We start from the raw sequence: 25580 nt of genomic DNA, 5'->3' as shown, positions 1-25580 counted from the left end.
GCCCGCTCCCACAGCACCCGCGCGGCGTTCCGCGGCCGACACCTGGAGCAGCATTCCGGCAGGCACAGAGGCCGTGTGCGTGCTAATAGCGACGCAAAACACGCACGGCCCATGTGACCAGCGCAAACGCCTCCTAGGCCGCCTCGGCGAGGGCGGTGGCGATCGCGGTGGCCAGCTCGATGTTGTTCCGGTAGACCGCGATGTTGACCGCCAGGCTGCGCCCGCCGGTGGCGCTGCGGATCCGGTCGAGCAGGAACGGCGTGATGTCGTGGCCGCCGACGCCCTGCCGCCGGGCTTCCTCCCACGCCTCGGCCAGCGCCCGGTCGTGCAGGGCCGGGTCGAGCTGCTCGTCCGCCGGCACCGGGTTGGCCACCAGCACCGCCGAGCGCAGGCCCAGCTCGTCCCGGGCCGCCACCGCCGCCGCGACCTCCTCCGGCGTGTCGGCCGAGTACTCGATCTCGTGGCCGGAATCGGCGACGTAGAAGCCCGGGAAGCGCGACGTCCGGTAGCCGAGCACCGGGATGTTCAACGTCTCCAGCCGTTCCAGCGTGGCGGCGACGTCCAAAATGGACTTCACCCCGGCGCTGACCACGACCAGCGGCGTGGCGGCCAGGGTCACCAGGTCGGCCGATTCGTCGAAGCTCGTCGCCGCGCCGTGGTGCACCCCGCCGAGCCCGCCGGTGGCGAACACGCGGATACCCGCGCGGTGCGCCAGGAACGACGTCGCCGCGACGGTGGTCCCGGCGTTGCGGCGCTTCGCCGCCGCGACCGGCAGGTCCCGAACGCTCGCCTTCGCCGCGGCGCGGTCGCCGGCCAGCCGGTCGAGCTGGGCGCCGGTCAGGCCGACCGTCGCAACTCCGTCGACGACGCCGATCGTCGCGGGCACCGCCCCGGCCGCGCGGATCTGCCGCTCGGCGGCCCGCGCCACCTCGCCGTTGTCCGGGCGCGGCAGCCCGTGGGTGATGATCGTCGATTCCAGCGCCACGACCGGCCGCCCCTCGGCGACCGCCCGCCGGACCTCGTCGGACACCACCGGCAGCGACATCGCACCCTCCAGCCGTCACCCGGGAAGCTTCCCCCGGTCCGCGGCCGGGGAAGGTGTGAGCATATAGGGATGCAGCAGCCTGAAACGCCGTTTCGGCCGGTCGAGCCCTCGATCGAACTGCCCGCCGTGGAGCGGCGCATCATCGAGTGGTGGCGCGACCGCGAGGTGTTCGAGCGCAGCCTCGCCCAGTCCGCCGACGGTCCGCGCTGGGTGTTCTACGAGGGCCCGCCGACGGCGAACGGGACGCCCGGCACGCACCACGTCGAGGCGCGGGCGTTCAAGGACGTCTTCCCGCGGTTCAAGACGATGAAGGGCTGCTCCGTGCCGCGCCGCGCGGGCTGGGACTGCCACGGGCTGCCGGTGGAGCTGGCCGTCGAGAAGGAGCTCGGCATCAGCGGCAAGCGGGACATCGAGCGCATCGGCATCGCCGAGTTCAACGCCCGCTGCCGGGATTCGGTGCAGCGCTACGTCGGCGAGTTCGAGGCCGTGACGCGGCGGATGGGCTACTGGATCGACCTGTCCGAGGCCTACTGGACGATGTCGCCGGGCTACGTGGACAGCGCGTGGTGGGCGCTGAAGCAGATCTTCGACGCGGGGCTGCTGGTCGAGGACTACCGGGTGGCCCCGTACTGCCCGCGCGACGAGACGACGCTGTCCGACCACGAGGTGGCGCAGGGCTACGAGAACGTGCACGACCCCTCGGCCTACGTGCGGTTCCCGGTCGACGGCCCGGTCGCCGGGCACCGGAACGCCGACCTGCTGATCTGGACGACCACGCCGTGGACGCTGGTGTCCAACACCGCGGTCGCGGTGCACCCGGAGGTCGACTACCAGGTGGTGCGCACCGTGCGCGGCACCTTCGTGGTGGCCGCGCCGCTGGTCGAGGCGGTGCTGGGCGCGGACGGCGAGGTGCTCGCGACGCTGCGGGGCACCGAGCTGGCCGGACTGCGGTACCGGCGACCGTTCGACCTGGTCGACATCCCGGACGCGCACCGCGTTGTGCTCGCCGAGTACGTGTCCACGGAGGACGGCACCGGCCTGGTGCACCAGGCGCCCGCCTTCGGCGCCGACGACCTCGCCGTCTGCCGCGAGAACGACCTGCCGGTGGTGAACCCGGTCGACGGCGACGGCCGGTTCGCCGCCGAGGTCCCGCTGGTCGGCGGGATGTTCTTCAAGGACGCCGACGCGGTGCTGGTCGAAGACCTCCAGCACCGGGATCTGCTGTTCCGCTACAGCACTTTCGAGCACCCGTACCCGCACTGCTGGCGCTGCCACACGCCGCTGATGTACTACGCGCAGCTGTCCTGGTACATCCGCACCACGGCGATCCGGGAAGCGCTGCAGCGGGAGAACGAGAGCACGAACTGGTTCCCGCCGAACGTCAAGCACGGCCGCTACGGGAACTGGCTGGACAACAACGTCGACTGGGCGCTGTCGCGCAGCCGCTACTGGGGCACGCCGCTGCCGCTGTGGCGGTGCCCGGAGGGTCACGTCACGGCGATCGGTTCCCGCGCCGAGCTCGGCGGGCTGACCGGCCAGGACTTCACCGACCTCGACCCGCACCGCCCCTACCTGGACGAGATCGAGTTCCCCTGCCCGGCCTGCCGGCGCTCCGCGGCGCGGGTGCCCGAGGTCGTCGACGCGTGGTTCGACTCGGGCTCGATGCCCTTCGCGCAGCTCGGTTATCCGCACGCGCCCGGCAGCGTCGCGGAGCTGGCGAAGAGCTATCCGGCGCAGTACATCTGCGAAGCGATCGACCAGACCCGCGGCTGGTTCTACACCCTGATGGCGGTCGGCACGCTGCTGTTCGACCGCTCCGCGTACGAGAACGTCGTGTGCCTGGGACACATCATGGCCGAGGACGGCCGGAAGATGAGCAAACACCTCGGCAACGTGCTGGAACCGCTGCCGCTGATGGAGGCGCACGGCGCCGATGCCCTGCGGTGGTTCATGCTCTGCACGGGTTCGCCCTGGTCGGCGCGGCGGGTGGGGCACGGGCCGCTGCAGGAGATCGTCCGCAAGGTGCTCATGACGTACTGGAACACCGCGTCGTTCTTCAGCCGATACGCCTCGCTCATCGACTGGATCCCGGCGGACGCCGATCCGCCCGCCGGGCGCCCGGTCCTGGACCGCTGGGTGCTCGCGCGGGTCAACCGGCTGGCCGACGAGGTCGACGCGCGGCTGGAGGACTACGACACCGCGGGCGCCGGGCGGGTGCTGGCGGAGTTCGTCGACGACCTGTCGAACTGGTACGTCCGCCGCTCGCGGCAGCGCTTCTGGGACGGCGACCGCAACGCCCTGCGCACCCTGCACGACTGCCTGGACGTGCTGACCAGGCTGCTCGCGCCGTTCGTGCCGTTCATCACCGAGCAGGTGTGGCAGGACGTCGTCCGCCCGGGCCGGCCGGGCGCGCCGGAATCGGTGCACCTCGCCACCTGGCCGGAACCGGATCCCGCGCTGGTCGACGACGCCCTGCTGTCCGAAGTGGACGTCGAGCGCCGGCTGGCCGAGGCGGGCCGCGCGGCGCGCAAGAGCAGCGGCATCAAGGTGCGTCAGCCGTTGAGCCGCGCGCTGGTCAGCGCAGCGCTGCCGGCGGAGCTGCTCGCCGACCTCGCCGACGAGCTCAACGTGCGGCACATCGAACCGCTCGGCGGCGCCGGCGAGGTGCTGGACGTGTCGGTGAAGCCGAACTTCCGCGCCCTGGGCAAGCGGTTCGGCAACCGCACGCAGCAGGCCGCGGCGGCCATCGGCGCCGCTAGTCCGGCCGAGCTGGCCCGGGAACTGCGTGCGACGGGCCGGGCCAGGATCGAAGTCGAGGGGCAGGCCGAGCCGCTCACCGGCGACGACGTGATCATCAGCGAGGTGCCGCGCACCGGCTGGGTGGTGGAATCGCAGCGCGAGGTGACCATCGCGCTGGACACCGCGATCACGCCGGAGCTCAGGCGCGCGGGGCTGGCCCGCGAGGCGATCCGCTTCGTGCAGGACTGCCGCAAGCGGGACGGGCTCGACATCACCGACCGGATCGCATTGCGCTGGCGGGCGACCGGCGAGCTGCGCGAGGCGCTGCAGGCCCACGCCGGGGAGATCGCCGCCGCCGTGCTGGCCGTCGAAATCGGCGAAACCCCCGCTCCCGCCGGGGATTTCACCGAGCACTCCGACGCCGAGCTCGGCCTGTCGGTCTGGCTGCGCAAGGCCGGTTCCGAGTAGCGAGCCGTGGGCGGCGCACCGCCCACGGCTCGTCCACCGCTGGTCGTGAGGGGTGACGGGCCTCCAGGGCTGCCGTCACCGCTCACGGGCTCGGGGTCAGGAACCGATCTGCGCCGCGATGTCGTCGTGGTAGGCACCGACGCGGGCGTACACGCCCGGCTTGCCCGGGCGGGCGCAGCCCTCGCCCCACGACGTGACGCCGATCAGCTTGTTGTCCACGACCATCGGGCCGCCCGAGTCGCCCTGGCAGGTGTCCACGCCGCCTTCCGGCACGCCGGCGCACACCATGGCGTCCTTGTTGTACTCGCCGTACGCGCCGCTGCAGGTCTCGTCCGAGACCACCGGCACGGTGGCCTTCTGCAGGTTGTCGGCCTGCTGGCCGCCCTCGGTGGTGTTGCCCCAGCCCAGGATCGTCGCCTGGCTGTCCGGCGCGTAGCCCGGGTCGTCGGCCGTGGCCAGCTCGATCGGCGCCTCCTGCACCGGGGCCTCGAGGGTGAGGACCGAGACGTCGAAGCCCTGCGAGGCGTCCTGGTACTCGGGGTGCACCCAGACGTTGGTCACCTTCGAGACGGTGCCCTCGTCCGAGCTGATCACGGTGCGGCCGCTGACCACGTTGATGTCCGTCGGCTGCGAGCCGACGGTGCAGTGCGCGGCGGTGAGGACCTTGTCCGGGGCGACCAGCGAGCCGCCGCAGAACTGCTGACCGTCCGGGGTCACCAGCGCGACGGTGAACGGGTGGTCGGCGATGTTGGCGTCTTCGCCACCGACGATGAACGGGCTGACGTCCGACGGCTGGGCTTGCGCGACGGAAGCCGTCGTCAGACCGGCGACGGCCATCGCGGCGACTCCGGCGAGCCGGGCCAGGCGACGTGGGGCATCGACCATGGTTGCACTCCTTGTCCCGATGGTCGCTGGCGAATTCGCCCCGGCGGCCTGCCTTCCGCCGAACCGTTACGCACAGCGACGAACTTGATCGGAACGATATCTGCGCCCCACGTACCGGGAAAGCCTCCGAATTTGCCGTTTTAACCAGTCCGCGCAACCACTTTCCACAATCGGAAACCGACCGGTTTACATCAAGGGGCGGCGCGCGTCAACCGGCTTGGCTACTTTTCGTTGCCATCAGGGCGGATTCGGCACGCACCGCCGACGGGCGAGCGCGAACGCCCACCGGCCGGCAGGCGAACGGTTCGCGAATTCCTCGCAAGACTCGGCATTTCCGGCGCCGGGAGCGCGAATCGACCGGGCGCGCATGGAAATGTCCCCGGTGCACCCCGATTTGCACCGGGGACACCCCAACCTCGGCCGGACCCCTCCGACCGGTGTCGCCATCGATCCCCGAACCGACGGCTGGCCCGCTCCGAGGCCCCGACCGCCTCGATCGGAACGTGCCACGTCTGGTTTACCTTTTTTCCGGTGGAATATTCCAGAGCCAATCGGGGGAGCCCGATCGGTTGATCGTTAAACCTCTCGGCGTAACGGTGGTCCACAGTTTCAATTGAAACTGTGGACCACCGAGCCCAGCGCTACCTCGGCACCAGGCCCGCGTCGTAGGCGAGCAGCCCGGCCTGGAGCCGGTTCGCGCAGGACAGCTTCACCAGCATCCGCGACACGTAGCTCTTCACCGTCGCCTCCGACAGGAACAGCCGCTCGGCGATCTGCGCGTTGGACAGCCCCTGCCCCAGGCAGGTGAGCACCTCGATCTCGCGGTCGGTCAGATCGCGCACCAGCTCCACCGCCCGCTGCCGGCTGCTCTGCTCCTCCCCCGACGCCGCGAGCAGCCGCTTCTTCGCCTCCTGGGAGAGCACGGTGTGCCCGTCGGCGGCGACCCGCACCAGCCCGATCAGGTCCTCCGGCGGCGTCGACTTGACCAGGAACCCCGCCGCCCCGGCCCGCAGCGCGCGCAGCACGTACTTGTCGGCGTCGAAGGTCGTCAGCGCCACCACGGCGGGCGGATCGGGCAGCTTGCAGATCCGCTCGATCCCGGTCAGCCCGTCCACGCCCGGCATCCGCAGGTCCATCAGCACCACGTGCGGCCGGTGCCGCACCACGCACTCGACGGCCGCCGCGCCGTCCTGCGCGTCGTCGACGACCTCGATGTCCTCGGCCGAACCGAGGATGGTGCGCAGGTGCGCGCAGACCATCGGCTCGTCGTCCACCACGACGACCCGGATCGGATCACTCATCGCCGACCGCCTCCCCCGTGGGCACGTACGCAGGGAGTATCACATCCACCTCGAAGCCACCGTCGCCGCCGGCCCGGGCGTGGAACGTCCCGCCGACCAGCTCCACCCGCTGCTGCAACCCGAGCAGGCCGGATCCCGAGCCGCTGCCCGCCAGGTCCGCCGCGGCGCGGACCGGCGGCTCGGTGTTGCGGATGACCAGCCGCAGCCGGTCGTCGCTGTAGATCACGTGCACGCTCACCCGCGAGCCGAACGCGTGCTTGTGGACGTTCGTCAGCGCCTCCTGCACCACGCGGTAGGCGGTCCGCCCGACCGCCGACGAGACCATCGCCGGATCACCGTCCACAGTGAACTCGACTGGCACCCCGACCGCCTCGGACCGCCCGATCAGCTCCGACAGGTCCGGCACCTCGGTCGGCGGGGCCGAGGCGGGGAGGCCCTCGTCCTCGACGGAGCCGCGCCGCAGCACGCCGACGAGATCCCGCAGCTCCTCCAGCGCTTCGCAGCCGCTGGTGCGCAGCTCCTCGGCGGCCTGCCTGATCTCCGGGTCCTTGGCCGCCACCCCCAGCGCACCGGCCTGCAGCACCATGAGGCTGACCCGGTGCGTGACCACGTCGTGCATCTCGGTGGCCAGCCGCGTCCGCTCGTCCGCCCGGGCCTGCTCGGCGAGCAGTTCCTGCTCGTACTCGGCCCGCTCGACGCGTTCCCGCAACGCCTGCACCAGCCGACGACGCGCGCCGATGTAGAGCCCCAGGACGGCCGGGAAGATCGTCCACAGCACCGAGACGACCAACAGATCCCGGAAGTTCGGATCCCACGGCCGGATCGCGAGCACGGTGACGATGGCGACCATGTCCCAGGCGAGGAACCGCTTGGTGCGGCCCTCCGTGTAGGCCGCGACGGCGTAGACGATCCACGGTGTCAGGCCCGGGACCCACGGGTCGTCGTGCTGGTTGATCGCCAGCAGCGGGCCGGGGCCGAACTCGATCAGCAGCACCTGCGCGAGCGAGAGCACCGTGGTCACGGCCATGATGGCCACCGGGAATCGCCGCCGGGCCAGCAACGTGATGTCCAGCAGGGTCATCAGCAGGTCGTTCGCCCACAGCCCGCCGATCCAGTCGTACACCTCGGGCGGCGTCTCCGACGGGTAGAGGGCTTCGAGAACGCGGCCGAGCAGGTGCAACCCGATCACGAGGCACACGTCGAACGCGGCCTCCCGCTTGGAGTTCCACAACAGCCGCCACAACGGGCGCTTCACGTGGAACACGGTAGTGAACCGGGTGTTCGGAATCGGCGAAGAACCCACTCGCGACGGCCAGGGATAGACGAAAGTTGCACCGGCCTCCCGGAGCCGCAACTTTCGGTCGGCCGAACCGCTCCGAAGCGCAGTGTCGGCAAGATGATCAACCGGGTTCCAATGGACGCACAGTCCATTCGAGACCTGGGGGGAACCGATGAGCGCCCAGCTGCTCAGCCCGCAACAACCACCGCCGACCCGCGCCGAGCTGCCGCCGCTGGCGAAGGGTCCGGTGTTCACCATCGCTGGCCTCGTCGCGGCCGCCCACCTGGCCTTCAGCCCGTTCGGCGGCTACTGGATCGACGAGGTCTACATGCTCGCGGCCGGGAAGTACCACCCGGACTGGGGCTACGTCGACCAGCCGCCGCTGGCGCCGCTGATCGCGGCGGCGATGGACTGGCTCGCCCCGGGGATGATGCCGGTGCTGCGGCTGCCCGCGGTGCTCGCGACCGCCGCGATCGTCGTGCTGACCGCGCTGCTCGCCCGCGAGTTCGGCGGCGACCGGCGGGCCCAGGCGCTGGCCGGCGCGGCCGGGGCCACCGGGCTGTGGACCGCGCTGGTCGGGCACTGGGTCACGCCCTACACCTTCGAACCGCTGTTGTGGCTCGCGCTCACGTGGTCCTTGGTGCGCTGGGGCCGGCTGCGCGACCTGGGTCGTCCGGACGACCGACTGCTGCTGCTGTTCGGCGTGCTGCTCGGCATCAACATGCAGATGAAGTTCCAGGTCGCGATCCTGTGCTCGGCGCTGCTGGTCAGCGTGCTCCTGGTCGGCCCGCGGGACATCCTGCGCCGCCCGATGTTCTGGGGCGGCGTCGGCATCGCGGTGCTGATCGCCCTGCCGACGGTGCTCTGGCAGGCGTTCAACGGCTGGCCGCAGCTCCAGATGGGCGCGATCGTCGCGGCCGAGTCGCCGGTCCTCTCCGGTGGCCGCAGCGGCACCGCCATGAACCTCGTGCTCTTCGCCGGTGTCGCCGGTACCGCGTTGTTCCTGTTCGGACTGTGGCGGCTGCTGCTCTCGCCCGAGCTGCGGTCGTACCGCTTCCTCGGCATCACCACCGTGCTGCTGTACACGTTCTTCATCGCAACCGCCGGGCGGCCGTACTACCTGATCGGGCTTTACGGCGTGTCGATCGCCGCCGGTGTCGTGGGGTTCCAGCGGCGCCGGGAATCCCGGCGGACCCGGTTCGGCTGGACGGCTTGGCCGGCCTTCGCGCTGTCGGCCGCGGCTGCGGGCTACATGATGTTCGCGTCCACGACCATGACCATGATGTTCGGGGTGTCGACCGCGGATTCGCTGGCCCGCGAGTCGGCGGCCGCGTATGCCGCGCTACCGCCGGAACAGCAGCAGCACACCGCGATCGTCGCCGACAGCTACATCACCGCCGCGATGGTCGAAGTCGGTAGCGCGCAACACGAACTGCCGAACGTCTACAGCCCGCACCGCGGCTACGGCTACTTCCCGCCGCCGACCGAGCAGACCGACTCCGTGCTCGTCGTCGGCGACCCGACCGCGCTGCGGACCCAGTTCTCCGGCGTTCACCAGGTGGGCTTCGGCGAAATCCCGATCTGGCTCTGCACCGGCAAGCTCGGCACCTGGGCGGAGATCTGGCCGCAGCTCAAGTCGCTGTGAACGGGCCGACACCGAACCGGTTTCCCGGCCCGGCCCCGGCGCGCCGGGAAACCGGGAACCGTCCGACCGCGGGGATGCACGCTGCGAGAATGGCCCCAGCAAGGCGAAACAGAGAGGGGCCGACAGTGGCCGCCCGAACGAACACGAACTCCGCCGGGCTCCGGCTCCGGCCACCGCGCAACCGGGTCGAACGCCGCGCCATCGGCTGGTGGACGACGCAGGCCCTGGTCCTCGTCGTCCCGCTGCTGATCGCGCTGGCGGTCACGGCGGTGTTCATCCCGCCCGCGCGGTTCTGGCTGCTGCTCTCGCTCGTCGTGGTCGCCGTGCTCGGCGTGCCCTACGTGCTGGTGATGCCGCAATGGCGGTACCGCGTGCACCGCTGGGAAACGACCGAGGACGCCGTCTACACGGCCGAGGGCTGGCTGAGCCAGGAATGGCGCATCGCGCCGATGTCCCGGATTCAGACGGTGGACACCGTGCGGGGCCCGCTGCAGCAGCTGTTCAAGCTGTCCAGCGTCACGGTCACCACGGCGTCCGCCGCCGGCCCGCTGACGATCGCCGGCCTCGACAAGGACGTCGCGGCGTCGCTCGTCGAGCACCTGACGGCCACCACGCAGGCCACCCCGGGAGATGCCACATGAGCAGCGTCATCGACGGGCAGTGGCGGCGCCTGGACCCGAAGACCGTCGCGGCCGCCGCGGTCCTGGTGCTGGCGCCGCTGGTGCCGACCGCGGGGATCATGTTCCTGTCGGACGCCGAGCCCGCGACCCTGCTGGTCACCGCGCTGATCTGGATCGGCGTCGCGGTGCTGATCGCCGGGTTCAGCGCGGCGGAGTGGTGGCTCACCTGGTACCGGATCACCGACGAGCGCTTCGAGCTGCGCCACGGCGTCCTGACCCGCAACCACCGCTGGATCCCGCGCGAGCGGATCCGCAGCGTCGACCTCACGGCGGATCCGGGCCACCGGCTGTTCGGCATCACCACGGTGAAGGTCGGCACCGGCGGCCAGGCCAGCGACGCCAGCGAGCTCAAGCTCGACGCGATCTCGCGCCACCACGCCGAATCCCTGCGCCAGGAACTGCTCTTCGGCGGATCGTCCACTTCGGACACCGTGGCGTACCGCGAGCCGGTCACCATGCCGAGCATCACGGCGAGCACCGGAGTCGGCGGCACCGCGGTGAGCACCGAGGTCGGCGAGGCCACGCTCGCCCGCCTCAACCCCACGTGGTTCCGCTTCTCCGCGCTGACCCTGTCGTTCATGCTGATCGTCTGGGGCGCGATCGCCTCGGGCATCGGGTCGTTCAAGGACCTGCTGAAGTCGTTCGGCGTCTTCGAGAGCCTCGGGCAGGCCGTGCAGGCGACGTCACTGTGGCTGGTCATCGGGGTCGGGGCCGCCATCGCCCTGGTCGTCGGCGTGCTCGGCGCCATCGCGCTGTCCGTGGAGATGTGGTGGGGCTTCCGGCTGACCCGGGAACGGGGCGACACGCTGCGGGTGAAGCGCGGGTTGCTCACCACGCGGTCGGTCTCGCTGGAGGAACGCCGCCTGCGCGGCGTCGAGCTGGCGGAGCCGCTGCTGCTGCGCTGGGCCCGCGGTGCGCGGCTGCACGCCGTGGCCACCGGGCTGAACCAGAAGCAGGAAGAACACCAGCCGGACAACAAGACGCTGCTGCCGCCGGCTCCCCGCGCGGAGACGCACCGGGTGGCGGCCGAGGTCCTGCGGGAACGGGAATCGCCCTTCGGCGGCGAACTGCACCGGCACCCGCGCGCCGCGCTGCGGCGGCGCATCACCTGGGCGCTCGTTTCGGCCGTCCCGTTCATCGCGGCGGCCGTGGCGGCGGCGGTGATCGGCTGGTTGCCGGTCGCCGCGACCGTGGCCGTGGGGGTGGTCGCGGTCGCGGTGGCGATCGGTTTCGCGCTGGACGCCTACCGCAACCTCGGTCACGCGATCAACGATCGCTACCTGATCGCCCGCTCCGGTACCGGGATTCGCCGCACCGTCGCGCTGCAGCGCGAGGGGATCATCGGCTGGCGCATCAGGAGGACCGTGTTCCAGCGGCGCTCGGACCTGTTGACCATCGGTGCGACGACAGCGGCCGGGAACAGCGTCTACGAGGTGCCCGACGTGAGCACCGAGACGGGGCTGCGGCTGGCGGAAGAGGCGGTCCCGGGGCTGCTCGCGCCGTTCCTGCAACGGGGCTGACCTGCCGGGAACCTGTTCGGTGATGGTGGCTCCGCTCTTCCCCGGGAGCGGAGCCACTGCTGGTCAGGAGTCGAAGCAACCGTGCTTCAGGCCGCGCACGAACTCGTGCCAGCGCTGCACCGCAACGGTGAGCTGACCGGCGGCGCGATTCTTGGTGTCGCGAACTCCGACGTGGTCGGAACCGAAGCCGACTTCGACGCACTGGCCCTGCCCCTGGGTGCGGGTGCTGGTGCGCCAGTCGGTGATGCTTGACATCTACAGCTCTCCTATGCGTTGTTGGAGGAGTTTCACGGAACCCTCAGGGTCTACCGCATGCGCGCGTAAATGGTCCATCATCATCACGTAGTTCGATAGCTCGATCTCCCTTTCGAGGTAAAGCCCGCCCACATGTGTTTCCAGATAAACCACGTCCGGATCGACGTTATTCGAGTAGCGCAGGATGACGAACGGACCGGCCTGGGCGGGATGGGCACCCGCGTCCAACGGCATCACCTGCAGCGTCACGTGCGGCATTTCCACCAGCTTGAGCACGTGTTCCAGCTGGCGGCGCAATACGCCGTCGCCACCGACGCGGCGGCGCAACGCCGCTTCCCCGACGACCGCCCACAGCTCCAGCGGGTTCGCCCCGACGACCCGCTGCTGGCGCTGTATTCGGAGATCCACTCTTCGAGTAATTTCCGAATCATCCGCTCGAATGAGCGTGGCCTTGGTCAGCGCATAGGCGTATTCACGCGTTTGGAGCAGTCCGGGAATTGCCTCGGACTCGTACGTGTCAATTGACGAAGCTTCGGCTTCGAGCCCCACATAGGTCTCGTACCACTCCGGCAGGACATCGCTGTACGAATGCCACCATCCGCGCTTCCTGGCATCTCGCGCCAGGTTGATCAGCTGGTCCCGCTCGGCCCCGTCCACCCCGTAGAAGTCCAGCAATGCCGAGACATCGCCGACCGAAGGCGACCGCTTCGCGGTTTCGAAGCGCCCGATCTTCGCCTGCGTGCAACCGAGGTGGGTGGCGGCCTGCTGCTGGGTGACCTCGGCCTGCGCCCGCAGCCGCCGCAATTCGGCGGCGAGACGGCGACGCCGCACCGTGGGACTGACTGTCATGATCCCCATACTCCACGCAACCCCACATTGCGTCACCACCCCATCACCCTTACGACATAAGGGTTACCGGCATATTCCAGGGATTGCGCCGAATGGGCGTCACCCGAATTGCGGCTTGCCGGGCTCATGTTTGCCGTGGCGGGCAAGCGAATCCGCGCGGCGCGAACACGGCGGCGCCCCGCCCTGGCTCGCAGGACGGGGCGCCGCTCGGCCGCGGAGCGGTGGGGCTTACGGCCGCGGCACGTTGCGCAGGTTGCTGCGCGCGAGCTGCACCATCTTGCCCACTCCGCCGGAGAGGACCGTGCGGCTGACTGCGAGCGCGAACCCCTTCACCTGGTCCCCGGTGATGCGCGGCGGGATCGACAGCGCGTTGGGATCGGTCACCACGTCCACCAGCGCCGGACCCGGTCGGCCCAACGCGTCGGCCAGTGCGTCGCGCACCTCGCCGGGCTTCTCCACCCGCACCGAGTACATGCCGGCGGCCGCGGCCAGCGCGGCGAAGTCGACGTGGTCGTGGTCGGTGCCGAAGTCGGGCAGCCCGTCGACCAGCATCTCCAACTTCACCATGCCCAGCGAGGAGTTGTTGAAGACCACGACCTTCACCGGCAACCGGTGGGTGCGCAGCGTCAGCAGGTCGCCGAGCAGCATGGAAAGCCCGCCATCGCCGGACATCGAGATCACCTGGCGCCCCGGATCGGCGATCTGCGCCCCGATGGCCTGCGGCAGCGCGTTGGCCATCGAACCGTGCACGAAGGAGCCGAGCACCCGCCGCCGGCCGTTCGGCGTGATGTAGCGGGCCGCCCACACGTTGCACATCCCGGTGTCCACTGTGAACACGGCGTCGTCGGCGGCGAGGTCGTCGAGGACGTCGGCGACGTACTCCGGGTGGATCGGCACCTGCGTCTCGACGTTCCGCGTGTAGGCGTCGACGACGCGCTCCAGCTGGCCTGCGTGCTCGCGCAGCATCCGGTCCAGGAAGGACCGGTCCGCCTTCTGCGAAACGCGCGGCAGCACGGCGCGGATGGTCTCCCCGACGTCGCCGTGCACGGCCAGGTCCAGGACCGTGCGCCGCCCCAGGTGCGCGGGTTCGATGTCCACCTGCACGGTGTTGGCCTGCGGCAGGAAGTTGTCGTACGGGAAGTCGGTGCCCAGCAGCACGACCAGGTCCGCGCGGTGCATCGCGTCGTAGCAGGCGCCGTAGCCGAGCAGCCCGCTCATCCCGACGTCGAAGGGGTTGTCGTACTGGATCCATTCCTTGCCCCGCAGCGCATGCCCGACCGGCGCGTTCAGCCGCCCGGCGAGTTCCATGACCTCCCGGTGCGCGCCGCGAGTCCCCGAACCGCAGAACAACATCGGCCGCTGGGCGGCGTTCAGCTTCTCCGCGAGCGCGGCCACCTGGTCCTCCGACGGCACCACGACGGGCGGCTCGCACTCGACGATGCCCTGGCCGGTGGGCCGGGCGACCGGCTTCTGCGCGACGTCGCCCGGCAGCACCAGCACCGAGACGCCGCGCCGGCCGGACGCGGTCTGGATCGCGGTGCGCAGCAGGCGCGGCATCTGCTCGGGCTGCGAGAGCAGCTCGCAGAAGTGGCTGCACTCGTTGAACAGCTCCTCGGGATGGGTTTCCTGGAAGAACCCGGTCCCGATCTGCTCGGACGGGATGTGCGAGGCGAGCGCCAGCACCGGCGCCCCGCTGCGGTGCGCGTCGAACAGGCCGTTGATCAGGTGCAGGTTGCCCGGCCCGCAGCTGCCCGCGCACACCGCCAGCCGCCCGGTCAGCTGCGCCTCGGCACCGGCCGCGAACGCCGCGGCCTCCTCGTGGCGCACGTGCACCCACTCGATGCCGTCGGTGCGGCGGACCGCGTCGACCACCGGGTTGAGGCTGTCCCCGACGATGCCGTAGATCCGGCGGACGCCGGCTTGCACGAGCACTTCGATGAACTGGTCGGCGACGGTGGGCATGGTGATCCTCCGGCGGTCGATGGGGCGGGCCACCCACCCGTCTACGCGGGGTGGTCGCGACCTGCAACTCGAAACCGCCGATAACCCGTACGGGGGACATCGGTAACGAACCGGGCGGCGAAGTCGATCAGCATCACGTCGACGTTCCATCGTCGGAATCCCCTGCCACCGGAAGGAAATCGCGGTGTCCATCCGCCTGTACACCACCTGCGCGCTGGCCCTGACCGCCTCTGCGGTCGCCGGACTGCTCGTCGGCGGATTCATCGCGACAGCGGATCAGGCGCCGGCCGGGCCGCAGATCACCCAGGTCTCGCAGCTGACCCCGGCGACCGGCGAGCTCGTCCGCGAGTGACGGTCGCTTCACCGGCCACGAGCCGGTCGGGCGCATCGGATAGCGTCGGGAGCATGAGCGAACAGAATCGACTCTCGACCGGCGACAAGGCACCCGAATTCGCGCTGCAGGACGCCGACGGCAACACCGTGTCCCTGGGCGACTACCGCGGCCGGTCCGTGGTGGTCTACTTCTACCCGGCGGCGAGCACGCCCGGCTGCACCAAGGAGGCCTGCGACTTCCGGGACAGCCTGGCGGTGCTCAACGACGCGGGCTTCGACGTCCTCGGGGTCTCCCCGGACCAGCCGGCGAAGCTGGCGAAGTTCCGCGACGAGGAGGGCCTGACCTTCCCGCTGCTGTCGGACGCGGACAAGTCCGTGATGACGACGTGGGGCGCGTTCGGCGAGAAGCAGAACTACGGCAAGACGGTGCAGGGCGTGATCCGGTCGACCTTCGTGGTGGACCCGGAGGGCAAGATCGCCAAGGCGCTGTACAACGTGAAGGCGACGGGCCACGTGGACCGGCTCCGCAAGGACCTCGGGGTCTGATCCGTTGGGCACCGACCCGGCCGGTGCCCTCCGATTCGGCCCGGAACCGGGCAGACCGCCCCGCTGCGAAGACGGCCTCGCCCTCGGTCGGCGAGGCTTCGATTTTGCCTGAATTCGGGAAAGTCCCCCGGCCAATGCGCCCCGAGTGGGGCTCCGATTTTGCCTGAAATCGGCCGGATCTGCCTCGCGCCCGCGCACCTCGGACTGAACTCGCCCCGGTCGGCGGGTTCCGATCCCGCCTGGGATCGGGAAGCTCGCCCGTCAGTCGAGGGCCATGTAGATCGCCACTCCGGCGGCGATCACCACCACCAGGTAGCGCAGCAGGTTCGACGGCAGCTTCTGGGCCAGCTTCCCGCCGATGAAGCCGCCGAGCACCGTGGTGGGCACCAGCATCAGCACCGCGATCCAGTCCACCGGCGCGATCAGCGCGTAGACGACCAGCGTCACGGCGCTGCCGATCATCCCCAGCCAGCTCTTCAGCGCGTTGAGCCGCCGCATGGTGTCGGTGGCGGCCAGCACCAGGATCGCGATCAGGATGACGCTGCGCGCGCCGCCGAAGTAGCCGCCGTAGATCGAGGCCAGGAAGATTCCCACCGTCAGCAGCACGGTGCGGTCCGGGGCGTCCTCACCGGGCGTGCCCAGCCACTTGCGGATAGTGTTCTGGAACGCCATCAGCACGGCGGACAGCCCCACCAGCGCGGGCACTACGGCGTCGAACACCTTGCCCGGCAGGACCATCAGCAGCGCGCAGCCCAGCGCCGACCCGACGGCCGCGGCCACCGTGGTCAGCCACACCCGCCGCGGCGTGCCGGTGAGGTCCTTGCGCTGGCTGATCGCGGCCCCGACGAACCCAGGCCCCTGCGCCACCGAGTTGGTCACGTTGGCCACCAGCGGCGACATCCCGGTCGCCAGCAGGGCCGGGAAGACCAGCAGGGATCCGCCGCCGGCCACGGCGTTGATCGCGCCGGACAGGAAGCCGACGACGACGAGCAGCGCCAGTTCGAGCCAATCCGTGAACACGACTGCTGAAGTTAGCTTCTGGAACGACTCAAGTTCACACCGGGGCGAGCGGCATCACACCGCGATCCGGCCCCGATCGGCCGTTGTCTCCCTTCAGTAACACCGTTATCGTTCCATAACGGCGTTATACAACCTCGCAGGAGGGTGTTCCCCATGGACAACCCGTTCACGCAGGGCAACTACGCACCGATCCGGCAGGAGCGCACCTGCACCGACCTGCCCGTCATCGGCGAGATCCCCGACCACCTCGACGGCCGCTACCTGCGCAACGGCCCCAACCCGATCTCCGAGATCGACCCGGACACCTACAACTGGTTCATGGGCGACGGGATGGTGCACGGCATCCGGCTCCGCGACGGGAAGGCCGAGTGGTACCGAAACCGCTGGGTCCGCTCCCCCGCCGCCACTCAGGCGCTCGGCGAACCGCCGCGCCCGCGCAACCCCCGCGCCGGCCTCGACGTCCTCGGCGCGAACACCAACATCATCGGCCACGCCGGGCGCACGCTCGCCCTGGTCGAGGGCGGGGCGACGAACTACGAGCTGACCGACGAGCTGGACACCGTCGGCCCGTGCGACTTCGACGGCACGCTGCCGGGCGGCTACACCGCGCACCCCAAGCGCGATCCGGAAACCGGCGAACTGCACGCGGTGTCGTACTTCTTCGGCCGCGGCAACACGGTGCAGTACTCGGTGATCGGGGCGGACGGGCGCGCCCGTCGCACGGTCGACGTGGCCGTGTCCGGCAGCCCGATGATGCACGACTTCTCGCTGACCGAGAACCACGTGGTGTTCTACGACCTGCCGGTGAGCTTCGACGCGCGCCAGGCGGTCGAGGGCGCCGTTCCGACGTGGCTGCGCCGCCCGGCCCAGCTGGTGGTGTCCGCGCTGATCGGCCGGGTCCGGGTGCCGGACCCGATCACGGCGCGGATGGCGCGCTTCACCCCGGCGAACCAGTCGTTCCCGTACCGCTGGAACCCGCGCTACCCGGCTCGGATCGGCGTGATGCCGCGCGCCGGCGGTGCGCGCGACGTCCGCTGGTTCGACGTCGAGCCGTGCTACGTCTTCCACCCGCTGAACGCCTACGAGACCGGAACCGGCCTCGTGCTGGAGATCGTGCGGCACGCGAAGGTCTTCGACGCGGACCTGCACGGCCCGTCCGAAGGAGCCCCGACGCTGGACCGCTGGACGGTGGACTTCAAGTCCGGGCGGGTCCGGGAGGAGCGCCTCGACGACCGCCTGCAGGAGTTCCCGCGCGTGGACGAGCGGCTGGTCGGCAAGCGCCACCGCTACGGCTACGCGGTCGGCGACGACACCCTGTTCAAGCACGACATGACGACTGGGAAGACGGAAACCCGCAGCTTCGGCGAGGGCAGCCAGGTCGGCGAGTTCGTCTTCGAGCCGAGGACCCCGGACGCGGCGGAGGACGACGGAGTCCTGATGGGCCTGCGCTTTTCGGCGGCGGAGGAGCGCAGCGATCTGCTCCTGCTGGACGCGGAAACCCTGGAGACGGTGGCCGAGGTCCAGCTCCCGGACCGGGTTCCCAACGGCTTCCACGGCAACTGGGTCCCGACAGGCGACTGACCCGAACAGCTGCAACGGCAGCGGTTGCTTTCGCGGCAGGCGCTAGAGAAGCACGACGGCGTCTCCGACCTGCACCGGTCCCGGGGTCTCGACCGTCGCCAGTGCGTCCAGGCGGGTGTCGTGCGCCTTGGCGATGGCCCGCAGCACCTGCGCCGAGTGCGGCAGGTCCCGCTGGGCTTCGTTGACCATCGCGCACCGCTCGCTGGATCGCACGAACTCGACGCACAGGCCGCCGATCCGCGCCTTGCTCCCGAACCACTCGTCCTCCGCGAAGGGCGGGGTGCCCGGCGGCGTGCGAACCAGGAGGTTCGGCCGGAAGCGCCGCTCGTCGACCGGCACGCCCGGAACTACCGAGCGCACCCAGTCGAGGGTGGCGGTGGTCAGGACGCTCAGCGGGAGCTGGTCGAAGTGGGAGACGGCCGCTTCGCGCGCCACCTCGACGTCGTCGCGGCCGAGGTAGCCGCGGAGGTAGGCCGTCGGGTCCGCGACGACCGTGCCGTGCGGATCCAGCAGCTCCGGCTCGTCGGCGTCGTCCAGGTAGCGGGAACGCAGCTCCAGCAGGCCGGGCATCCGCCGGAAGCGGCGGGTGTTCTTCCCCGACCCGAACTTGCCCTCGGCGTCGCGCACCGCGAAGAGCCGGTCCCCGAGCAGCCCCCGCGCATCGACGTCCACCCGGTGCAGCGGCTCGCCGCCGGTGGACTTGATCGGGTACCGCCAGATCCGCTCGACCACTCCCGTCACCCGGACGAGACTACCGACGCCGCCGCTAGTGGAGGGCGCTGCCGGCCTGCCACTTGTCCCAGGACAACGCCCAGTCGCCGTAGGTGTCCCACACCGGCAGCGCCGGGCCGCCGGAGTTGGCGACCTCGACGACGTCGCCGAGCCCGAAGTGCTCGAAGAACCACTGCGCGTTGGCCTGGTCGAGGTTGATGCAGCCGTGCGAGACGTTGGAGCTGCCCTGCTGCGCGACGCTGGCCGGGTTCTCGTGCACGAACTCGCCGTCGTTGGAGATGCGTTCGGCGAAGAACTCGTCGGACCGGTACGCCTTCGGGTCGGGCGGGCACACGCCGTAGGTGCAGGAGTCCATCGTGTACTTCTGGTGCTTGTCCGAGATGACGTGCGCGCCGACGTGGGTTGGAGTGATGTCCTTGCCCATGCTGATGGGCATCGTGTTGACGAGCTGACCGTTGTGGAAGATCTGCATCTGCTCGGTGCCGCCGTCGGCCTTCGCGATCCAGGAATCGTGCACCGCGAAGTCGATGCTGCGGTCGGTCTCCCCGTAAACGCCGCCGCCCAGGTCGACGCCGTAGAGGTTGATCTTCAACGTCATCTTGGTGCCCGGCTGCCAGTAGTTCTGCGGCCGGTAGTGCACTTCCTTGTCGGAAATCCAGTACCAGCCCCCGGGCTGGTCGGGAGCGCTGCTGATCTGCAGCGCCTTCTCCGCGGCGGCGCGGTCGGTGATGGCGTGGTCGAACCGGACGACGATGGGCTGCCCGACGCCCACGTCGTGGGTGGAGGGCGCCGGGACCACGCTCGGGTAGGCCTGCGCCTTGGGAGCGAGCGTGTGGATCGTCTTGTGCTCCGTGGTGCTCTTCCCGTCGCCGTCGACGACCGTGGCGGCCACGTCGTAGACCTTGTCGTAGGCGAGCACCTCGGTGGTGCGCCAGCCCGTCTGACCGTCGGCCATCTGCCCGGCGACCTGCTTGCCGTCGGGATTGGTCACGGTGACGGCGGTGAGCTTGCCGTTCTGAACCCGCACGTCGATCGGCGTGGTCGGGTTCACCTGGTCGCCCCCGGCGGCCGTGATGTCGACGACCGGCGCGGGCTTCGGATGCGGCGCGGCATCCTGCCCACCGCCGCCCGGAGAGCAGCCGGCGATCCCGACCAATGCCCCGAGAACAACACCAGCAACACAAACCCGAAAACGGACGAATTCCCGCCGTCGAACACCTCGGCTCATTACCCCACCCTACTCAGAAATCCGACTCCCCCAATGCCGCGGAAATATGCGGCGAAACAGATCAAGAACAACGAGATGTCGCATCGGCGCACTAAATCCGAATTAAATGGAATTGCCCCGAATCCGGATGCGGAGGGTCCCGCCACGACAACCGCCCGTCACGCTGCGAGCCCTGCCCGCGCCACCGGCCACCACAGTTGACCAGCGGATTTGTCCGAAACCGCCGATTCCCGCGAAGATCGGCAGTGGAGTCTGCCTGAGGGGGTTGGCGTGTCCGGACTCGAAACGGCCTTCCTGCGCGTCGGCGGAACCGTCGTCAAGCACGTCGCCACTGCCTGGTTGACCAGGAGGAAGACGGAGAACCGCCGAGGCGCGGAGCTCACCGACCTGATCGCACAGCGCTTCGGCGAGCTCCGCGAACGGGATCGTCGCGCACTTCGCCGCAAGCTCGAAGAGGTCGGCGAGCTCGCCGGGGAACAGCTGGAAGAGCTGTGCGCGAGGGAATTCGCCGATCTGGCGGAGAACGAGCGCCTCGCCGCCCTCGACGCGGTCGTGGACGCCCTCGCGGCCGCGGACCTCTCCGACGCCGTGCTCCTCGGCGCGGACCTGCACCCGATCTCGCTCGCCAAGCGCGTCCGCGACCAGGTGGCCGACGCAACCACCCGGGCCGGGCTCGGTGCGGGCGCGCAGGCGCTGTTCGATCGCGCCCTGGACCAGAGCTGCGTGCAACTGGTGCACCTGGTCCGCGAGCTGCCCGAATACGACTCGCGCCTGGCCGAGGAGACCCTCCGTCGCGCATCCGCCGTCCTGTCCGGCATCGACCGGATCCTGGAACGATTACCGGTCACCAGCCTGGACGCACCGGCCGGGGCCGACCACGACGAGCAGTTCCGCGCCCGCTACCTCGACCTCGTCGCCAAGCACAACGACGACCTGGAGCTGATCGGCGTCAGCATCCGCAACTTCCGCCCCAAGACCCGGCTTTCCGTGGCCTACCTCAGCCTCAGCGTCGACGAGGGACGGCACCGCAACGACCCGTGGTCCGCGCAGCAGAAGCACCGCAACGAGTCGATGCGGGTCGAAGCCGCGCTGAGCAGGGCCGAACTCACGCTGGTGCGCGGGGAGGCCGGTTCGGGCAAGAGCACGCTGCTGCGCTGGATCGCGGTGCAGGCCGCGCGCAACGGCTTCACCGGCGCGCTGCAGAAGTGGAACGGCCGCGTGCCGGTGCTGATCAAGCTCCGCAGCTACGCCGACCGCCCGCTGCCGCACCCGGAGGAGTTCCTGTCCGAGCCGCGGAGCCCGCTGGTCGGGCCGGTCCCGACCGGCTGGGTGCACCGGCGGCTGATCGCCGGTGAGGTGCTGCTGCTGGCCGACGGCGTGGACGAGCTCGTCGAGGACGAGCGCGGCCGGGTCCGCGACTGGCTCGGCAACGTGCTGCAGAGCTACCCGGGCACCGCCGTCGTGGTGACCGCGCGACCGGCCGCGGCGAGCACCACGTGGCTGCGCGCCGAAGGTTTCACCGCGGTCGATCTGGAGCACATGACCGCCTCCGACGTCCACGAGTTCCTGCGGCGCTGGCACCAGGCCCTGCTCGACTCCGAGGTCGATGCGCTGCCGTTCGACCGGGCCGAGGTCCGGGCCCACCAGCGCGGCCTGATCGCGAAGCTCGACGCCCGCCCGCACCTGCGCAACCTGGCACGCAGCCCGCTGCTGTGCGCGATGTTGTGCGCGTTGAACCTCGATCGCGGCGGCGACCTGCCGCGCGATCGCAAGAACCTCTACGAGGCGGCGCTGGAGATGCTGCTGGTCCGGCGGGAATCCCTGCGCGGAATCCGGCACGAGATCGACCTGACCTACGCGCAGAAGCTGGTGCTGCTGCAGGACCTGGCGTTCTGGCTGAACCTCAACGGCCGCGCGGAGATCGACCGCGACAACGCCTTGCGCCGCATCGAGCGGAAGCTGCCGACCATGCCCGGGGTGACCTGCCGGGCCGAGGACTGCCTGGACTACCTGGTGGAGCGCAGCGGGGTCGTCCGCGAACCCGCCGAAGACCGCATCGACTTCGTGCACCGGACCTTCCAGGAATTCCTCGCCGCGCGCGAGATCGCCGCGGAGGAGCACGTCCCGCTGCTGGTGGACAACGCGCACTCCGACCAGTGGCGGGAGACCGTGATCATGGCGGCGGGCCTGCTGACGCGGCCACGTCGCGCGGACCTGCTGACCGGCCTGCTCGACCGCGCCGAGCAGTCGAACGTGAAGCAGCGCCGCCGCCTGCTGCTGCTGATCGCCACCTGCCAGGAATCCGTCGACGACCTGCCGGTGTCCATGGTGGACCGCTTGGAGGCCGCGATCGGCAGCCTGGTCCCGCCGCGCAACACCCGGGAGAGCCAGTCCCTGGCGACCGTGGGCGAGGCCCTGCTGAGCTACCTGCCCGAACGCACCGGCGAGCTGTCCGCGGCGCAGGCGGTGGCGTGCGTGCGAACGGCTGCGCTGATCAACGGCCCGGCGGCGCTGGAGCGGCTCGCCGAGTACGCGGTGGATCCGCGCGGCGAGGTGCAGGACGAGATCGCGGCGGCATGGGAGCTGTTCGAGCCGCAGGTGTTCGCCGAGCGGGTGCTCGCGCACGCCCCGCTGAACGGCGGCCACCTCGTGGTGCGCAGCCTGGACCAACTGCCGCAACTGGCGAAAGTCGCTGCTCTGCAACGGGTTTCGCTGCGGATCCGGGAGGAGATCGGCGACCTGGACTTCCTCCCGCGCGACATGCCGATCTCCGCGATCAACGCCTACAGCCGCGCCCCGGTGTCGCTGCGCCCGCTGCGCGACCACCCGGAGCTGACCTACCTGCTGCTGAGCAACTCGACGAGCTGGACCGATCACGACGTCCTGCGCGAACTACCCGGGCTCCGGCACCTCTTCTTCGCGCAGCGCCCCGGCCCGGACCGGCTGGACTTCCTGGACAACCTGCCACGGCTGCGGGAGCTGTGGCTGTTCGAACTGCAGGGGGTGACCGACTACGCACCCATCACCAACAGCGCCGACCTGGAGGTGCTCAGCCTGCAGAACCCGCGCAAGATCGGCTTCCTGTCGGACCTGACCGCGCTGCCCCGCCTGCGGGAGCTGCACATCCACGACTGCGTGACCGCAGACGTCTTCGACCGCACCTACGAGTCGTTCCCCGAGCTGCGGCGGGTCCTGTTCAACAGGTGCTGGATCACCGACCTCGCGGCGCTGGGCGCACTGCCGGACCTCCGGCGCCTGGAGATCATCGACTGCCCGTCGTTGACCAGTGTGGAGGCGTTGCGGCGGATGCCGCGCCTGCGCACCGTGCACCTCCGCGGCACCCGCCCCGGCCTCGACCTGTCGCCGATGGCCGGACGCGACATCCGGGTGATCGTGGGCGCGAAGGACCGGGTGAAGGGCATCCCGCTGTTGCGACCCGGCACCGTCCGCCGGGTCTGACCGCGCGCTCGCTAGCCCGCGAGTTCGCGGAGGGCCGGGAGGAGGAGTCGCAGTGCCCGGCCTCGGTGCGAGTCCGCGTCCTTCTCCTCCGGGGAGAGTTCTGCGCTGGTCCGGGTTTCGCCCTCCGGGACGAAGATCGGGTCGTAGCCGAAGCCGTTGGCCCCGCGCTCTTCCCGGATCACCGTGCCCCGCCACTCGCCGCGCACCACGGTTTCCGCGCCGTCCGGCAGCACCAGCGCCGACGCCGACACGAACGCCGCCCCGCGGCGCTCGTCCGGTACGTCCGCGAGCTGGCCCAGCAGGAGGTCCAGGTTCGCCTGGTCGTCACCGTGCTCGCCCGACCAGCGGGCCGACAGGACCCCCGGCATCCCGTTGAGCGCGTCGACCGCGATGCCCGAATCGTCCGCGATCGCCGGCAGGCCGGTGACCTTCGCCGCGTCCGCGGCCTTGGCCACCGCGTTCTCCTCGAACGTCGCGCCCGTCTCCGGCGCCTCCGGGAACTCCGGGACATCGGCCAGGCCGATGACCTCCACGCCGGTCACGCCCTCGGCGGCGAGGATCCGGCGCAGTTCCACCAGCTTCTTCTGGTTCCGGGTGGCCAGCAGCACTCGCGTCATGCCGCGCTCCCCGGGAGCTCGCCCGGGTAGGGCTCGGCCAGCGCCGCCGACTGGAGCTCGGCCAGCTTGGCGCAGCCGTCCAGCGCGAAGTCGATCATCTTGTCCATCGTGGACCGCGTGTAGGTGGCGCCCTCGCCGGTGCCCTGCACCTCCACCAGGGTGCCGTGGTCGGTGGCCACCACGTTCATGTCCACCTCGGCGCGGGAGTCCTCCTCGTAGGGCAGGTCCAGCCGCACCCGGCCGTCCACCACGCCGACGCTCACCGCCGCGACCGAGCAGGACAGCGGCTTCGGGTCGGACAGGCGACCGGCCGCGCCCAGCCACGTCACCGCGTCGGCCAGCGCCACGTAGGCACCGGTGATCGCGGCGGTGCGGGTGCCGCCGTCGGCCTGGATCACGTCGCAGTCCAGCGTGATGGTGTTCTCGCCGAGCGCCGCCAGGTCGATGCAGGCCCGCAGCGAGCGGCCGATCAGCCGGCTGATCTCGTGCGTGCGGCCGCCGATGCGGCCCTTCACCGACTCGCGGGCGCTGCGGGTGTTCGTCGACGACGGCAGCATCGCGTACTCGGCGGTCACCCAGCCGAGCCCGGAGCCGGTCCGCCAGCGCGGGACGCCCTCCTGGACGCTGGCCGCGCACAACACCCGGGTCTTGCCGAACTCCACCAGCACCGAACCGGCCGGCCAGTCCTGGTATCCGCGCGTGATCCGCACCTCTCGGAGCTGGTCGTCGCTCCGCCCATCCGCTCGTGCCACGCCCCCAACCCTAAGCCCGCCCGTCAGCGGACCCGCCGACCACCCCTGGCACCCGGCCGGACGAACCGGGCGCGCCGCGCCGGCACGGGGTGGCGGTTTCGCGCGAAATCGCCATCCGGCACGCGTGGCGAACGCCGATCTCGCGCGAAATCGCCGCTCGCTCCAGGTGGGGCGCCATGCCGCGTGCAGGGTCTACGGTCGCCAGGCGTAGCGGATGTCCGGTTCTCGTTCTTCGTTGCGCCGCCCGTCGGTCCGCTCGACCTCGACGAAGCCGTGCCGCTCGTAGAACCGCCGCGCCGGGGCGTTGACCTGGAACGTCCACAGATCCAGTCCTCCGGGACGCCGCCGCTTGGCCAGGTCCACGAACCGGTCGCCCAGACCACGGCCGCGCCACGACGGTTCGAGGTAGAGCTGGTCCAGCTCCGCGCCGTCCAAGACCAGGAGCCCGACCACCGAGCCCGCGGTGACAGCCACCCAGCATTCGTGCTGCGGCACGACGACATGCGAGAACCAGCTCCGCACCTCGTCATCCCCATGCGCGCGGCGGACGGTCGGCAGCGCGGTGGCGAAGGAACGCAGCCACACGTTGGCCATGTCGAGCGCATCGGCATCACCGGCACGCCGGAGCACGAGGTGATCATCCACGACGGCTGACTGTGGCAGACGAGACGCCGCGGCGCAGCC

The 25580-nt window shown here is 70.5% G+C and carries 21 protein-coding genes; 8 read left to right on the top strand and 13 right to left on the bottom strand.

Annotated features, from left to right (window positions below; genetic code table 11):
• Nucleotides 1-133: 133 nt before the first annotated feature.
• Nucleotides 134-1045, bottom strand: a complete 912-nt coding sequence (locus AB0H93_RS28430) for a pseudouridine-5'-phosphate glycosidase (protein ID WP_358576410.1) — start codon at nucleotides 1043-1045, stop codon at nucleotides 134-136.
• 69 nt (nucleotides 1046-1114) lie between these two features.
• Between AB0H93_RS28430 and ileS the strand changes: the two genes are divergently transcribed.
• A complete protein-coding gene (ileS, locus tag AB0H93_RS28425; RefSeq protein WP_358576408.1) occupies nucleotides 1115-4252 on the top strand; it encodes an isoleucine--tRNA ligase in 3138 nt (1045 codons plus the stop codon).
• Between the two features lie 96 nt (nucleotides 4253-4348).
• On the opposite strand, the gene AB0H93_RS28420 is transcribed toward ileS, so the two are convergent.
• From AB0H93_RS28420 to AB0H93_RS28410, 3 genes are all read right to left on the bottom strand, one after another.
• Nucleotides 4349-5137, bottom strand: coding sequence for a serine protease (locus AB0H93_RS28420; protein ID WP_358576406.1), 789 nt, complete (start codon nucleotides 5135-5137; stop codon nucleotides 4349-4351).
• Between the two features lie 641 nt (nucleotides 5138-5778).
• Entirely contained in the window at nucleotides 5779-6438 is a 660-nt protein-coding gene (locus tag AB0H93_RS28415; protein WP_132482538.1) for a response regulator transcription factor, read from the bottom strand.
• Nucleotides 6431-7693 carry a histidine kinase gene (locus tag AB0H93_RS28410; protein ID WP_358576404.1) on the bottom strand — a complete coding sequence of 421 codons (1263 nt, stop codon included), beginning with the start codon at nucleotides 7691-7693 and terminating at the stop codon, nucleotides 6431-6433. Before AB0H93_RS28410 ends, AB0H93_RS28415 begins: the two co-directional genes overlap by 8 nt.
• A 196-nt stretch (nucleotides 7694-7889) precedes the next feature.
• On the opposite strand from AB0H93_RS28410, the gene AB0H93_RS28405 reads away from it, so the two are divergent.
• The 3 genes from AB0H93_RS28405 to AB0H93_RS28395 all read left to right on the top strand — a co-directional run bounded on the left by AB0H93_RS28405 (nucleotide 7890) and on the right by AB0H93_RS28395 (nucleotide 11562).
• Nucleotides 7890-9362, top strand: a complete 1473-nt coding sequence (locus AB0H93_RS28405; protein WP_358576402.1) for a glycosyltransferase family 39 protein — start codon at nucleotides 7890-7892, stop codon at nucleotides 9360-9362.
• A 125-nt stretch (nucleotides 9363-9487) separates the two neighbouring features.
• Complete coding sequence (locus AB0H93_RS28400; protein ID WP_358576400.1) at nucleotides 9488-10003, top strand: PH domain-containing protein; 516 nt, start codon at nucleotides 9488-9490, stop codon at nucleotides 10001-10003.
• Nucleotides 10000-11562 carry a PH domain-containing protein gene (locus AB0H93_RS28395; protein WP_358576398.1) on the top strand — a complete coding sequence of 521 codons (1563 nt, stop codon included), beginning with the start codon at nucleotides 10000-10002 and terminating at the stop codon, nucleotides 11560-11562. The genes AB0H93_RS28400 and AB0H93_RS28395 overlap by 4 nt, the downstream gene beginning before the upstream one ends.
• A gap of 63 nt (nucleotides 11563-11625) precedes the next feature.
• Here the strand turns inward: AB0H93_RS28395 and AB0H93_RS28390 are convergent, their stop codons facing one another.
• The 3 genes from AB0H93_RS28390 to AB0H93_RS28380 all read right to left on the bottom strand — a co-directional run bounded on the left by AB0H93_RS28390 (nucleotide 11626) and on the right by AB0H93_RS28380 (nucleotide 14628).
• Nucleotides 11626-11817, bottom strand: coding sequence for a DUF397 domain-containing protein (locus AB0H93_RS28390; protein ID WP_132482528.1), 192 nt, complete (start codon nucleotides 11815-11817; stop codon nucleotides 11626-11628).
• On the bottom strand, nucleotides 11818-12666 hold the full coding sequence (locus tag AB0H93_RS28385) for a helix-turn-helix transcriptional regulator (RefSeq protein ID WP_358576396.1): 849 nt from the start codon (nucleotides 12664-12666) through the stop codon (nucleotides 11818-11820).
• Between the two features lie 228 nt (nucleotides 12667-12894).
• The gene (locus AB0H93_RS28380; protein ID WP_358576394.1) at nucleotides 12895-14628 is read right to left on the bottom strand and encodes a pyruvate dehydrogenase; all 1734 of its coding nucleotides are present in this window, start codon (nucleotides 14626-14628) and stop codon (nucleotides 12895-12897) included.
• A 184-nt stretch (nucleotides 14629-14812) separates the two neighbouring features.
• On the opposite strand from AB0H93_RS28380, the gene AB0H93_RS28375 reads away from it, so the two are divergent.
• Together AB0H93_RS28375 and bcp are read left to right on the top strand one after the other, a co-directional pair.
• Nucleotides 14813-14980 (top strand): hypothetical protein, encoded by a 168-nt coding sequence (locus tag AB0H93_RS28375; protein WP_358576392.1) that lies wholly within the window; start codon nucleotides 14813-14815, stop codon nucleotides 14978-14980.
• Nucleotides 14981-15033: 53 nt separating this feature from the next.
• Nucleotides 15034-15507: a thioredoxin-dependent thiol peroxidase gene (gene bcp, locus AB0H93_RS28370; protein WP_358576390.1), complete on the top strand. Its 474-nt coding sequence runs from the start codon at nucleotides 15034-15036 to the stop codon at nucleotides 15505-15507.
• Between the two features lie 261 nt (nucleotides 15508-15768).
• Here the strand turns inward: bcp and AB0H93_RS28365 are convergent, their stop codons facing one another.
• On the bottom strand, nucleotides 15769-16527 hold the full coding sequence (locus tag AB0H93_RS28365) for a sulfite exporter TauE/SafE family protein (protein WP_358576388.1): 759 nt from the start codon (nucleotides 16525-16527) through the stop codon (nucleotides 15769-15771).
• A 153-nt stretch (nucleotides 16528-16680) separates the two neighbouring features.
• Between AB0H93_RS28365 and AB0H93_RS28360 the strand changes: the two genes are divergently transcribed.
• The gene (locus AB0H93_RS28360) at nucleotides 16681-18108 is read left to right on the top strand and encodes a carotenoid oxygenase family protein (RefSeq protein WP_358576386.1); all 1428 of its coding nucleotides are present in this window, start codon (nucleotides 16681-16683) and stop codon (nucleotides 18106-18108) included.
• Between the two features lie 42 nt (nucleotides 18109-18150).
• On the opposite strand, the gene AB0H93_RS28355 is transcribed toward AB0H93_RS28360, so the two are convergent.
• Entirely contained in the window at nucleotides 18151-18849 is a 699-nt protein-coding gene (locus AB0H93_RS28355; protein ID WP_358576384.1) for an MOSC N-terminal beta barrel domain-containing protein, read from the bottom strand.
• Between the two features lie 25 nt (nucleotides 18850-18874).
• Nucleotides 18875-19996 carry an Ig-like domain-containing protein gene (locus AB0H93_RS28350; RefSeq protein WP_358576382.1) on the bottom strand — a complete coding sequence of 374 codons (1122 nt, stop codon included), beginning with the start codon at nucleotides 19994-19996 and terminating at the stop codon, nucleotides 18875-18877.
• 342 nt (nucleotides 19997-20338) lie between these two features.
• Between AB0H93_RS28350 and AB0H93_RS28345 the strand changes: the two genes are divergently transcribed.
• Nucleotides 20339-23527: an NACHT domain-containing protein gene (locus AB0H93_RS28345; RefSeq protein ID WP_358576380.1), complete on the top strand. Its 3189-nt coding sequence runs from the start codon at nucleotides 20339-20341 to the stop codon at nucleotides 23525-23527.
• Nucleotides 23528-23538: 11 nt separating this feature from the next.
• Here AB0H93_RS28345 and rdgB read toward each other — a convergent pair whose 3' ends face one another.
• From rdgB to AB0H93_RS28330, 3 genes are all read right to left on the bottom strand, one after another.
• Complete coding sequence (gene rdgB, locus AB0H93_RS28340; protein ID WP_358576378.1) at nucleotides 23539-24144, bottom strand: RdgB/HAM1 family non-canonical purine NTP pyrophosphatase; 606 nt, start codon at nucleotides 24142-24144, stop codon at nucleotides 23539-23541.
• Complete coding sequence (gene rph / locus AB0H93_RS28335; RefSeq protein ID WP_358576377.1) at nucleotides 24141-24896, bottom strand: ribonuclease PH; 756 nt, start codon at nucleotides 24894-24896, stop codon at nucleotides 24141-24143. The genes rdgB and rph overlap by 4 nt, the downstream gene beginning before the upstream one ends.
• Before the next feature lie 192 nt (nucleotides 24897-25088).
• Nucleotides 25089-25541 carry a GNAT family N-acetyltransferase gene (locus AB0H93_RS28330; protein WP_358576375.1) on the bottom strand — a complete coding sequence of 151 codons (453 nt, stop codon included), beginning with the start codon at nucleotides 25539-25541 and terminating at the stop codon, nucleotides 25089-25091.
• Nucleotides 25542-25580 lie beyond the last annotated feature (39 nt).

It is taken from the genome of Saccharopolyspora sp. NPDC050642, from assembly GCF_040654735.1.
Taxonomy (GTDB): domain Bacteria; phylum Actinomycetota; class Actinomycetes; order Mycobacteriales; family Pseudonocardiaceae; genus Saccharopolyspora; species Saccharopolyspora elongata.
Note: the sequence above shows the minus strand (reverse complement) of the source record. Positions and strands in the feature narration are given on the sequence as shown.